Here is an 11720-nt window from a genome sequence, read left to right as displayed (position 1 = left end):
GCCGGGGATTGCCGGCCGGCCCGGCTTCTGACAGGATAAGGGCGGATGACTATGAACGGCACCAAGCGGTCACTCGCGGCGGCGCTCCTCCTGGCCCTCGCGCCGGGCCTCGTCGCGGCCACGGCCGGGGACCTGCGCAAGCTCTACAACCCCATCGTCAAGAAGGTGGCCGGGAAGCACCGCATCGATCCCGAGCTCGTCCACATCGTCATCCGGGCCGAATCCAATTACGACGCCTTTGCCATCTCGTCGGCCGGGGCCATGGGCCTGATGCAGCTGATGCCGGCCACGGCCCTCCAGTACGGCGTCCGGAACGTCTTCGACGCCGCCCAGAACATCGAGGGCGGCGTGCGCTACCTCAAGGACCTGGTCAAGCTCTACAACGGGCAGACCAGGCTCGTCTTGGCCGCCTACAACGCCGGCCAGGAGGCCGTCCGGAAGTACAAGGGCATCCCGCCTTACCCGGAGACGAGGTCCTATATCGCCGGCATCATGAAGTCCTACAAGAAGCCCACCGTGACGAGCAAGAACCCGACCTTCATGGTCAAGGACGAGAACGGGCGCACGGTGCTGGTGAACGATCCCGAGCAGATCAAGAAAAAATAGGCCTCGCGGTCAGCGAGCGGGCTGGAGGAAGCCCTTGACCAGGAGGTCGCGGGGGATGATCTCGAACGTCGCCGGCAGGCGGCCGACCTGATCGCCGTCGAGCTCGAGCAGGACCTGCTCTCCCTCTTCCGGCCAAGCCTCGACCGTCCGGCCGCGCACGACGGTGACCTTGGGGTGGGTGACGTGGGTGCCGTTCATGAGCTTCCAGCCGTGGCGGCAAAATTCGAAGAACCGGAAGCCGCGGATGAGGACGCTGTCGAAGAGGCCGTCGTCCAGGCGGGCGTCCGGCGCCACCTTCATGCCCTTGCCGAAGATCCGCCCGTTGGCCACCGCGCCGATGAGGTACTCGCCGTCGGGGAGCGTCCGGCCGTCGACCCGGATATGGACCCGCTTGTTCCTGTAGCGGGCCATGGTCGTGACCAGGCAGCGGATGTAGGAGGAGGCCTTGCGCTGGAGCCGCCGCTCGGTGACCTCGCGGACGACTTCGCCGCCCAGGCCGAAATCGGCGATGTTGAGGAAGAGGCGGTCCTCCTCCCGGCCGTCGTTCGTCCGGTAACGGACCTGGCCGACGTCCATGCTGACGGCCGGGACGTCCGCGAGGACCTGGAGGGCGCCCTTGAGCCCGTGCGGGATATTGAGGCTGCGCATCAGGTCGCAGCCGGTCCCGGCGGGGACGATCCCGAGGGCGGCCTCGGGGTTGATGATGCGGCGGTCCTCGTAGAAGCCGTTGGCGATCTCGTTCATCGTCCCGTCGCCGCCGACGCCGATGACCAGGTCGGCGCCGTCCTTGATGGCCTCGCGGGCGATGTCGGTGGCGTGCAGGGGCTTCTCGGTGAATTCGTACTTGAACTCGCGGATGAAGCTCTTCAGGCCTTCACGGATCTCGCCCCAGCGCATGCGGGTCCGGCCCCGGTTCGAGGCGGGATTGACGATGACCTTGGTCTTATGCCGCATCGGAGGGCCCCGGAGGGGTCTGGGCGGGATCGGCCGGCGGCGGAGGCACGGGCGGCGCTGCTCTCTTGACGAAGAGCGAGACGCCGATGACGCCGCCCAGGGCGCCGACGAGGCACATCACGACCGCGGAGAAGAGAAGGAACAGGAGGAACCAGCCCGGCGACATGAACCTGGAGCTCATGCGGGACGCCTCGTCGACGACGTTGGGCGGGACCCCGATTCCGAGACCGGAGACCAGGTCCATGGCCTTCTGCAATTGCTCCGGATCGAAGGACCGGAAGGGCAGGGAGACGAACGACTGCACGACGGCGGCGACGATGCCCGTCAGGGCCCCGACGAGGGCCCCGTCGCCCGAGTTCAGGACGGCGGGCGTCTCCTTGGCCAGGAGCCGCACGGCCATGGCCGCGCCCCCTATGATCCAGAGACAACAAAAGCAGTTCCCGGCCGAGACGAGCGGCAGCCCGGACAGGAGGCCGGCGACAGTTCCTGCCATCAGGGCGGGCCGTAAATATCGCGGTTTCTGAGAGATCATGTCTCCTCCTGAACGGCGACGGGTATTCTATTTCGTCTGGCCGGCCTTTTCAAGTGCCCGGGCGGCCGCCCGCTCCCGCCGCGCCCGGGCGAGGTCGACCAGACCGGCCACGAAATAATAGGGCAGGAGGATGCCCCAGACAAGGCCCGTGGCGAACCTGAGCCCGATCGGGCTCCGCCAGACCCCCAGGAGGCCGGCCAGGCCGTCGATCGCCAGAGGCACGGTCAGGAGAACGAATAGACGGGCCCTCGGCAGGTCTGTCCGGGAAAAACCCCGGACCAGCGGATAGAACAGCAGCCCGGCCGCGAACCCCGCGTAGATGCCCAGGCAGCGGCCGCAGACGGCCAGGGGATAGCCGTGGAGGCGGAACGAGCGGCCGGGGATCTGATGGCAGACCGGGGCATAGAGGGCGTAGAAGACGCGGGACGCGCCGCCGGCGCCGCGGGCGGCCAGCCCGGGGGCCAGGAAGATGCCGGCCAGCCAGCACGCCGTGCCGCAGACGGTCAGGAGCCAGATCCGGCGCACGGTCCGCGGGCCCGGCATGGTCGCCATGGACGATATTCTAGCCCGAACGGGGAGCGGTGTCACCGGGCCGGAGAATTCATTGACAGGGACGGACCTCCCAAGTAAATTAGAAGAGCAGCCCGTCCTATTCGCTGCAGAGGAGGATGCGATGTTCCATGATCGCAAAGCCGGCCTGGCGCTCGTCGCCGCCGTCATCTTGGCCTCGTCCTGGGCCGCGGCCCAGACCGAGGAGACCAATAACATCCTCGGCCAGGCGGGTTCGAGCGTCATAGCGCTCACCAGCTACGGGGCCGACAAGGTCGAGCTCCCGAAGGGTTCGGCCCTGGCCCTGGGCGAGGATATCGTCGTCACGAACTATCATATCGTCTCCCAGGCCTTCGACGTCGAGGGCTTCAACATCAGGGGGAAGAAGGTCAAGATAGAGGGCCTTCTCGGGGTCGACAAGGCCCACGATGTCGCCCTGCTCAAGCTGAAAGGCAAGCTCCAGGCCCTGCCAGTCGGCTCACTCGACAGCCTGGCCGCGGGAGCCCGCCTGTTCGCCCTGGGATCGAACGAGCTCGGCAGCATCGTCGTCGTCGAGGGCACGTTCCGCCGGATCGTCGACGCCGGCCCGGTGGGCAAGATCATCGAGATCTCCATGCCGGCGGCCGATCAGTTCCGGGGCGGCCCGCTCGTCGACGTCAACGGCCAGCTCGTCGGCATGCTCGTCGTCGGCGAGAAGAACGTCCGCTTCGGCCTGCCCGTCAGCGTGCTCACCGGTGTGCCCCGGACGCCGGGCGTCACGGCCTTCAAATCGCAGACCCCGGAGAACTATTTCGAAGCGGCCGACGGCAACAGCTTCGGCGCCCGGACGGCCATGGCGCTCGAGGACCTGTCGACGGCCCGCTACCACCTGGAAAAAGCCGTCCGGGCCAACCCGGCTGACGTCCAGGGGCATCTCCAGCTGGCCGAGATCTATTCGCGCCAGCGCGACTATGCCGCCGCGGTTACGGCCTACCGCAAGATCACCGAGCTCGACCCGCAGCGGGCCGACGCCTTCTACGGCCTGGGCAGCATCCTGTTCAAGCAGACCCAGTACAAGGACGCCGCCGAGGCCCTGGAGAAGGCGGCCGGCCTGGGCTATGCGGGCAAGGAAGTCCAGTTCGACATCGGCTCCGCCTGGGAGGCCGCGGCCGATTTCGCCAAGGCCGCCGCGGCCTACGAGAAGTACGTCGCCCTCGCCCCGGCCGACGCCTTCAGGGCCCAGTGGCGCCTCGGCTTCTGCCGGACCCAGCTCGGGGAGTACGACGCGGCCATCGCCGCCCTCGTCGAGGCCCAGAAGGCCCAGCCGTCGGACCTCAAGGTCCGCGAATCCCTGGCCGAGGCCTACGTCAAGGCCGGCCGTCTCGAGGAGGCCGAGGGCGTCTACACGGCCATGGCCGGCCTCAACCCGGCCGAGGCCAAGAACTATTTCCGCCAAGCCTACCAGATGTACGACGCGGCCGGGAAGTTCGACAAGGCCGTCGTTCCGCTCAAGAAGATCATCGAGCTCGATCCCAAGAACGAGACGAACTTCTATTATCTCGGCATGGCCTACTTCAAGGTGCCGGATTACGACCAGGCCGTGGCCGCGTTCCAGCAGGCGCTGGCGGTCAAGCCCGATTTCCCGCACGCCTGGTACCAGATCGGCTCGTCCTACTTCAACGTCAAGAAGTTCAAAGAGGCGGCCGAGGCCTACAAGAAATATTCCGAGCTGGCGCCCGATGACTCGGCCGGGCCCCTGAACATCGGCGTCGCCTACATCCAGGCCAAGAACTACGAGGCGGCCGTGGCGCCGCTGAAGAAGGCCATCGAGCTCAAGCCCGACAACTCCGTGGCCATGGCCAACCTGGCCATCGTCTATATCAACCTGAAGGACATGTACAGCGCCAAGGAGATATACAACAAGCTGGCGGCCATCGACCCGGCCATGGCCGAGAAGATAAAGAAGCACATCCATTGACGAACGCAGGACCCGGCCAGGCCGGGCCCGAAAGGGCAGATGGCGGAATTGGCAGACGCGCTAGGCTTAGGACCTAGTTCCTGATGAAGGAGTGCGGGTTCGAGTCCCGCTCTGCCTACTGACGTCCGGCGCCGCGCGGGCCCGGCCCCCGGCGCCGCCCGTGATATCCCAAGACAGGAAAGAGACACGACAATGAACGCAGAAGGCCGACACAGCCGCCTGATCGACGTGAGCCCGAGCCGCAAGGAGATCGAGCTCGAGATCCCCGACGAGGAGTTCCGCCAGGAATACGAGCGGATCCTCGGCGAATACGTCAGCAAAGCCAAGCTCGACGGCTTCCGCAAGGGCCACGCCCCGCGGGAGCAGGTCCGGGCCCTCTTCGACCACGACATCCGGCACGACGCTTACGATTCGCTCATCCCCCGGGTGCTCGAGGACGAGCTCAAGGGCCTCCGCCTGAACCCGGTCAATGTGCCCGAGCTCAAGGACCTGAAGCATGACGAGGGCCAGCCCCTGCGCTGCACGGCCTCCTTCGAAGTGCTGCCGGACTTCGACCTGCCCGACTACCGGGCGGTCAAGGTCCAGAAGAAGCCGGTCGAGATCGCCCAGGCGGACGTGGACAAGGCCCTCGAGGACGTCCGGGCCCGGGCCGCGGAGCTCGTCCCCGTCGAGGGAAGGGGAGCGGCCGGCGGGGATTACGCCGCCGTCGAGATGCAGGGCCGGGACGCGGCGACCAGGCGTCTCCTGCCGGTCGAAAAGGCCGTGGTCCTGGTCGGCCACGCCGACAACGAGCCGGCCCTCAACGAGAAGATCGCGGGCATGACCCCGGGGGAGGAGCGCTCCTTCGAGGTTTCCTATCCCAAGGGCCACGCCAACCGGCGCGTGGCCGGCAAGACCATCGTCTATAGCCTCAAGCTGCGTGAGCTCAAGGAGAAGAAGCTGGCCACCCTGGACGACGAGTTCGCCAAGACCATGGGGACGCCCGAGGGCCTGGCGGCCCTTCGGGACAAGGTCCGCAAAGAGCTGCAGGCCGGCCGGGAGCGGGCCAGCCAGAACGAGGCGGCCTCCGAGGTCCTCAAGGCCATCGCCGGCAAGGTCTCCCTGGAGCTGCCGGAATCGGTCGCGGAGCGGGAGACCCTGGCCGTCCTGCGCCGCCTGCTGTCCTCCCTGGGGGGCCGTCCGCTGGCCCCGGAAGCCGTGGAGGGCTTGAAGGCCGAGGCCCGCCGCCAGGCCGTCGAGCACCTGACCAACCACCTGATCCTCGAGAAGATCGCCCAGAAGGAGGGCTTCGGCGTGACCGACGAGGAGGTCCAGGCCGAGGTCCGAGGCCTGGCCCAGGCCAACGGCATCCCCGAGGCCGCCCTGGGGGACATGATCCGCCGGGACCCCTCCCGCCGCGAGGAAATGGCCGAGAACCTGCTCTTCCGCAAGACAGTTGACTTTCTCATGAAAATGGCTATAATGAGTTGACCAAGGTTCAGTTCCCACGCCTCCCTGATGAGCGCGTCACGTCGGCGAGAGGCGGCTCAAATCCCGGTCCCTCATGAGCCGCATGCCTGAACCGGCCGGGGGCCCCCTCGGGCCCGGAGCGTAGAATGCAGGATTCCAACGAACACACCGAGGTCCTCAAGAACATACCCCTCATCCCCCTGAGGGACCTCGTCGTGTTCCCGGCCACCCTGGTGCCCTTCATCGTCGGCCGGTCCTCCTCCGTCCAGGCCCTGGAACGGGCCGCCGAGAAGGACAAGCTGATCTTCCTGGCCGCCCAGATGGACGCCTCCGTCGACAACCCGGCCCCCAAGGATATCTACTCGGTCGGCGTGACGGCCAAGATCATCCGGACCATCAAGAGCGACGACCGGAACATGAAGGTCATCGTCGAGGGCAAGAGCCGGGCCCGGATCGTCGAGTACCTGAGCACCTATCCCTACTACCAGATCCTGGCCAAGGCCATCAAGGAAGTCGACGACCACCTGCCCGAGTCCCGGGAGCTGCTGAAGCGGGTCCTGGCCCTCTTCGAGGACTATCTCAAGCTCAACCAGAACACCAACCTCGACTCGATCATCCCGGCCCTCCGGGAGAACACCCCCGAGCGGATCACCGACATCATCGCCTCCCACGTCTACATGCCCCTCGAAGAGAAGCAGAACCTCCTCGAGACGGTCAACAGCTTCGAACGCCTGCGGCGCCTCAACTACGTCCTCGAGAACGAGATCCTGAAGATCCACTCGGCCTACCAGAAGGACCCCAACCGGGCGGCGGGCCGGCGCCGGGCCTCGTTCAAGGACCAGGCGGCCGGCGGCCAGAAGCCCTTCCCGCCGGGCCTGCCGGGCGGCCGCAAGGAGGAGCAGCCGAACGAGATCGAGGAGCTGCGCCAGAAAGTGGCCAAGGCCAAGATGCCGCCGGACGCCCAGGAGAAGGCCTACAAGGAGATCGAGCGGCTGGAGTCCATGCCCCCGATGTCCGCGGAAGCCACGGTCAGCCGCAACTATCTCGACTGGCTCATCTCCCTGCCCTGGGTCAAGAAGACCAGGGAGAAGAGGGAACTCAAGGAAGCCGATAGGATCCTCAACGAGGACCATCACGGCCTGGAGAAGGTCAAGGAGCGCATCCTCGAGTACCTGTCCATCCGCCAGCTGGTCAAGAACCCCCGGGGCGTCATCCTCGGGCTGATCGGGCCTCCGGGCGTGGGCAAGAGCTCCCTCGGGAAATCCATCGCCCGGGCCACCGGCCGCAAGTTCGTCCGGCTGTCGCTCGGCGGCGTCCGCGACGAGGCTGAGGTCCGGGGCCACCGGCGGACCTACATCGGGGCCTATCCCGGCCGGATCATCCAGATGATCAAGCGCGCCGGGACCAAGAACCCCGTCTTCCTCCTCGACGAGGTCGACAAGATGAGCATGGATTTCCGGGGCGACCCGGCCTCGGCCCTGATGGAGGTCCTCGACCCGGAGCAGAACAGCACCTTCCTCGACCACTACATCGACACCGATTTCGACCTGTCCCAGGTCATGTTCATCGTCACGGCCAACCTGCTCGATCCGATCCCCAAGCCGCTGATCGACCGCATGGAGATCATCCGCATCCCCGGCTACACCGAGGACGAGAAGCTCGAGATCGCCAAGCGCTTCCTCCTGCCGAAGCAGATGGAGGCCCACGGCCTGACCGAGGCCAACATCAAGTTCAGCGACCACGCCCTGGTCAAGCTCATCCGCAGCTACACCCGCGAGGCCGGCGTCCGGAACCTGGAGCGGGAGATCACCACGGTCTGCCGCAAGGTCGTGAAGCGGGTCGTCGAGCAGGGCAAGGAGCACAAGGAACACATCACGCCGAAGAACCTCGAGGCCTATCTGGGCATCCCGAAGTACCGCCGCTCCGAGTTCGACAAGCGGGACGAGATCGGGGTCGCCACGGGCATGGCCTGGACCGAGTTCGGCGGCGAGCTGCTCCGGTTCGAGGCCACCAAGGTCCACGGCAAGGGCAGCTTCACCCTGACCGGGCAGCTCGGCGAGATCATGCAGGAATCCGCCCAGACGGCCTTCTCCTTCGTCCGCGGCAAGATCTACGAGCTCGACATCGCCCGGGACCTCCACCGCAATTCCGATATCCATATCCACGTGCCCGAAGGATCGACGCCCAAGGAAGGCCCCTCGGCCGGCATCACCATCGCCACGGCCATCATCTCGCTGCTGACCGACATCCCGGTCCGCAACAGGGTGGCTATGAGCGGGGAGATCACGCTGAAGGGCCGGGTCCTGCCCGTCGGCGGCGTCAAGGAAAAGCTGCTGGCCGCCTACCGGGAGGGCCTCCGCGAGGCCATCCTGCCCCTCGACAATCAACCCGACCTCAAGGACCTGCCCAAGGTCCTCAAGACCGGGATGACCATCCACCTCGTCGAAACTATGGACGAGGTCCTGAAGATCGCCCTGACCCGCGAGCTGCCGAAGAAGCCCGCCGAGAGCCGCGACGCCAAGCCGGCCGAGGCGGAGCGCCCGGCGGCCCGCCCGGCCGAGGGGGAGGCGGCGAAGGAGCCGCCCCTGACCAACTGAAGACCGTTTGAGCTGAAGACCGTAGCAGACCGCATAATCGGTGCCGGCAATTCTCCTTGGGAGTGAATTACACATGGTGACGAAGAAGAACGGAACCCCGGACGCCCCGCCCGCCAACAGGGAATACAACCTCATCGACCTCGAGTCCCAGGACCCCGACGCCCTGGCCCAGACCGCCGCCGCCGTCGGCCTGCCCGAGGACGAGATCGACGGCTCGAGCAAGCACCACCTGATCTTCAAGATCCTCGAGGCCCAGGCCAAGAAACAGGGCCTGCTCTTCTCGGAGGGCGTCCTGGAGTGCCTGGAGGACGGCTTCGGCTTCCTCCGCGCCCCCGAGTTCAGCTACCTGCCGAGCCAGGACGACATCTATGTCTCGCCCTCCCAGATCCGCAAGTTCCAGCTGCGGACGGGCGACACCATCTCCGGCGTCGTCCGGGCCCCCAAGAACGGGGAGAAGTACTTCGCCCTGATCAAGATCGAGGCCGTCAACTTCATGCACCCCGACGTCATCATCGAGGAGCGGCGGAACGTCAACTTCGAGGGCCTGACGCCGCTCTACCCGTTCGAGATGATCAAGCTCCAGGACGGCAACCCCAAGAACATGAACGCCCGGGTCATGGAGCTGCTGACGCCCATCGGCAAGGGCCAGCGCGGCCTGATCGTTTCGCCGCCCCGGGCCGGCAAGACGACCATCCTCAAGACGATCGCCAAGTCCATCGAGAAGAACCACCCGGAGATCTTCCTCATCGTCCTGCTCATCGCCGAGCGGCCCGAGGAGGTCACCGATTTCCGGCGGAGCGTCAACGGCGAGGTCGTGGCCTCGACCTTCGACGAACCGCCGACCCGCAACGCCCAGGTCGCCAACATCGTCCTGGAGAAGGCCAAGCGGCTGGTCGAGATCAAGCGCGACGTCGTCATCCTGCTCGACTCCATCACCCGCCTGGCCCGGGCCCACAACTCCATCGTCCCGCCCTCGGGCAAGGTCCTGTCGGGCGGCATCGACGCCAACGCCCTGCACAAGCCCAAGAAGTTCTTCGGCTCGGCCCGCAAGGTCGAGGAAGGCGGCTCGCTGACCATCCTGGCCACGGCCCTGATCGATACCGGCAGCCGGATGGACGAGGTCATCTTCGAGGAGTTCAAGGGCACCGGCAACATGGAGATCAACCTCGACCGGCGCCTGGTCGACAAGCGCGTCTTCCCGGCCATCGACATGAGCCGGTCCGGCACCCGCAAGGAAGAGCTGCTCATCCCGGAGCAGGACCTCAACCGCATCTGGATCCTGCGCAAGGTCCTCAGCCAGATGAACGAAGTCGAGGCCGTCGAAATGCTGATCGACAAGCTGGGCAAGACCAAGACCAACCAGGATTTCCTCAACCAGATGAGCAAGGGCTGAGGCGCGGCCGTGAGGACGCTCGGCCTCATCGGCGGCACGACCTGGCATTCGACCGTCGATTACTACCGGCTCATCAACCAGGGCGTCCAGGAGCGGCTGGGCGGCCATCACTCGGCCGCGATGGTCATGGTCTCGGTCGAGTTCGCGCCGGTCGAAGACCTCCAGGAGAAAGGGGACTGGTCGGGCCTGGGCCGGCTGATGGTCGCGGCCGCCAGGACCCTCGAAGCGGCCGGGGCCGAGGCCATCGTCATCTGCGCCAACACCATGCACCAGCTGGCCCCGGACATCGCCGCGGCCGTCCGGCTGCCGATCATCCACATCGCCGACGCGGCCGCCGCGTCCGTCAAGGGCCGGGGCATGAAGACGGTCGGGCTGCTCGGCACCCGCTACACGATGGAGATGGACTTCTACCGGGCGCGCCTGGAGAAAGAGCACGGACTGAAGGTCCTGGTGCCGGACGCCCCGGAGCGGGCCGTCGTCCACAATGTCATCTACGACGAGCTCGGCCGGGGCATCGTCCGCGAGGAATCGCGCCGGGCCTACGCCGGGATCATCGAGGGCCTGGTCCGGCGGGGCGCCCAGGGCGTCATCCTCGGCTGCACCGAGATCCCACTCCTTATCAAGGCCAAGGACAGCCCCGTGCCTGTATTTGACACGACCGCCCTGCACGCCGCGGCCGCGGTGGATTTCGCGCTGAGCTGATCGGCGATCGTCATAGTCATCGTTCGTTGACAGGCCGAAGCGCAGCTCCGGCGCCCCCTCTCGTTCAGTTCCCCCCACCCGGCCTTCGTAGAACGCATGGAACCTTTCGCCCGGTCAATACGTCTAATAGTATGTCCAGGCAAAAGAAATCAAACGAGATATGGAGGATATCATGAAGCTCCGCACGAGAGTCGCCATCGCCCTGGTGGCCGTCCTGCTCACCCTGACCGGGTTCGGCATCCTGGCCAACGCCCTGTCCGCGGAAAAGATCATGGCTTCGGCCAGGCCGACCGCTGAATACAGCGTCAGCATCAGGGGCTGAGCTGGTCGCGGACAGGCCGGCGCCAGGCCTTCGGACCCTCCCCCCGGCGCGGCTTATCTTCGGCCGACCGATCGGCCCGCCCTTGACGGCCGTCCTCAAACGGGATTATGGTAGTCCCAACGGAAGCCGGGGCGGGAATCGTTGACGATGCCGCTTCGGGTTCCCTCTTCGCAGAAAGGGAGGTCCAATGAAAAGCGTCGTCGCCGTCCTCATCATTGCCGCCGTCCTGGTTTCCGCCGGATGCAAGAGCAGCGCCGGCCCGGAGGACACCGAGAGCTTCCTCGGCACCTGGAACGCCACCAAGGCCGAATATACGAGCGCGGCCAACTCGAGCACCAAGGTCGACATCGTGGCCGGGGGTTCGACGGCCGTGCTGGTCCTCAACGCCACGACCTTCACCTTGACGATTACGGATCCCGGCGAGAGCGCGGTCGTCGCGGGCGGAACATGGTCGGCTTCCACCGACGTCCTGACCCTGACCTGGACGTCCGGGAACAGCGGCACGACGCAGTTCGACTACACTCTGTCCGGCGACAACCTGACCCTCAACGACGGCCACGTGCTGTACGATTTCACGCCGGGCAGCCCCGAAGAGGCTTTGCTCGACCTGGTCCTCCACCGGCAATAGGGCGAGCCGCCGCGGGGCGGATTGACTCGGG

11 protein-coding genes and 1 tRNA gene are annotated in these 11720 nt (G+C 66.3%); 9 read left to right on the top strand and 3 right to left on the bottom strand.

Annotated features, from left to right (window positions below):
• Positions 1–45: 45 nt before the first annotated feature.
• Entirely contained in the window at positions 46–606 is a 561-nt protein-coding gene (locus tag ABFD52_03320) for a lytic transglycosylase domain-containing protein (protein ID MEN6559790.1), read from the top strand.
• 9 nt (positions 607–615) lie between these two features.
• On the opposite strand, the gene ABFD52_03315 is transcribed toward ABFD52_03320, so the two are convergent.
• From ABFD52_03315 to ABFD52_03305, 3 genes are all read right to left on the bottom strand, one after another.
• Entirely contained in the window at positions 616–1560 is a 945-nt protein-coding gene (locus ABFD52_03315) for a diacylglycerol kinase family protein (protein ID MEN6559789.1), read from the bottom strand.
• Positions 1550–2053 carry a hypothetical protein gene (locus tag ABFD52_03310; GenBank protein ID MEN6559788.1) on the bottom strand — a complete coding sequence of 168 codons (504 nt, stop codon included), beginning with the start codon at positions 2051–2053 and terminating at the stop codon, positions 1550–1552. The genes ABFD52_03315 and ABFD52_03310 overlap by 11 nt, the downstream gene beginning before the upstream one ends.
• A gap of 66 nt (positions 2054–2119) precedes the next feature.
• Positions 2120–2644, bottom strand: coding sequence for a DUF2085 domain-containing protein (locus ABFD52_03305; protein MEN6559787.1), 525 nt, complete (start codon positions 2642–2644; stop codon positions 2120–2122).
• Positions 2645–2765: 121 nt separating this feature from the next.
• Between ABFD52_03305 and ABFD52_03300 the strand changes: the two genes are divergently transcribed.
• From ABFD52_03300 to ABFD52_03265, 8 genes are all read left to right on the top strand, one after another.
• Positions 2766–4598 (top strand): tetratricopeptide repeat protein, encoded by a 1833-nt coding sequence (locus ABFD52_03300; protein ID MEN6559786.1) that lies wholly within the window; start codon positions 2766–2768, stop codon positions 4596–4598.
• Between the two features lie 33 nt (positions 4599–4631).
• Positions 4632–4716 (top strand) — tRNA-Leu (locus tag ABFD52_03295).
• Between the two features lie 74 nt (positions 4717–4790).
• Positions 4791–6068 (top strand): trigger factor, encoded by a 1278-nt coding sequence (tig, locus tag ABFD52_03290; protein MEN6559785.1) that lies wholly within the window; start codon positions 4791–4793, stop codon positions 6066–6068.
• A gap of 125 nt (positions 6069–6193) precedes the next feature.
• Positions 6194–8644, top strand: a complete 2451-nt coding sequence (lon, locus tag ABFD52_03285) for an endopeptidase La (GenBank protein MEN6559784.1) — start codon at positions 6194–6196, stop codon at positions 8642–8644.
• Positions 8645–8717: 73 nt separating this feature from the next.
• Positions 8718–10037, top strand: coding sequence for a transcription termination factor Rho (gene rho / locus ABFD52_03280; GenBank protein MEN6559783.1), 1320 nt, complete (start codon positions 8718–8720; stop codon positions 10035–10037).
• 9 nt (positions 10038–10046) lie between these two features.
• Positions 10047–10739, top strand: a complete 693-nt coding sequence (locus tag ABFD52_03275; protein ID MEN6559782.1) for an aspartate/glutamate racemase family protein — start codon at positions 10047–10049, stop codon at positions 10737–10739.
• 172 nt (positions 10740–10911) lie between these two features.
• Positions 10912–11061 carry a hypothetical protein gene (locus tag ABFD52_03270; GenBank protein ID MEN6559781.1) on the top strand — a complete coding sequence of 50 codons (150 nt, stop codon included), beginning with the start codon at positions 10912–10914 and terminating at the stop codon, positions 11059–11061.
• Between the two features lie 187 nt (positions 11062–11248).
• Complete coding sequence (locus ABFD52_03265; GenBank protein ID MEN6559780.1) at positions 11249–11689, top strand: lipocalin family protein; 441 nt, start codon at positions 11249–11251, stop codon at positions 11687–11689.
• The last annotated feature ends 31 nt before the right edge of the window (positions 11690–11720 follow it).

It is taken from the genome of Acidobacteriota bacterium, from assembly GCA_039683095.1.
Taxonomy (GTDB): Bacteria; Acidobacteriota; Aminicenantia; order Aminicenantales; family Saccharicenantaceae; genus RBG-16-66-30.
The sequence above is the reverse complement of the archived record's forward strand: the minus strand, read 5'-3'. Positions and strand labels throughout refer to the sequence as shown.

Excerpts from the sequence above, each read along its gene's own strand:
- lon (MEN6559784.1), top strand. The coding sequence starts at position 6,194 with ATGCAGGATTCCAACGAACACACCGAGGTCCTCAAGAACATACCCCTC.
- tig (MEN6559785.1), top strand. The coding sequence starts at position 4,791 with ATGAACGCAGAAGGCCGACACAGCCGCCTGATCGACGTGAGCCCGAGC.
- ABFD52_03270 (MEN6559781.1), top strand. The coding sequence starts at position 10,912 with ATGAAGCTCCGCACGAGAGTCGCCATCGCCCTGGTGGCCGTCCTGCTC.
- ABFD52_03310 (MEN6559788.1), bottom strand. The coding sequence starts at position 2,053 with ATGGCAGGAACTGTCGCCGGCCTCCTGTCCGGGCTGCCGCTCGTCTCG.
- rho (MEN6559783.1), top strand. The coding sequence starts at position 8,718 with ATGGTGACGAAGAAGAACGGAACCCCGGACGCCCCGCCCGCCAACAGG.
- ABFD52_03305 (MEN6559787.1), bottom strand. The coding sequence starts at position 2,644 with ATGGCGACCATGCCGGGCCCGCGGACCGTGCGCCGGATCTGGCTCCTG.
- ABFD52_03265 (MEN6559780.1), top strand. The coding sequence starts at position 11,249 with ATGAAAAGCGTCGTCGCCGTCCTCATCATTGCCGCCGTCCTGGTTTCC.
- ABFD52_03320 (MEN6559790.1), top strand. The coding sequence starts at position 46 with ATGACTATGAACGGCACCAAGCGGTCACTCGCGGCGGCGCTCCTCCTG.
- ABFD52_03315 (MEN6559789.1), bottom strand. The coding sequence starts at position 1,560 with ATGCGGCATAAGACCAAGGTCATCGTCAATCCCGCCTCGAACCGGGGC.
- ABFD52_03300 (MEN6559786.1), top strand. The coding sequence starts at position 2,766 with ATGTTCCATGATCGCAAAGCCGGCCTGGCGCTCGTCGCCGCCGTCATC.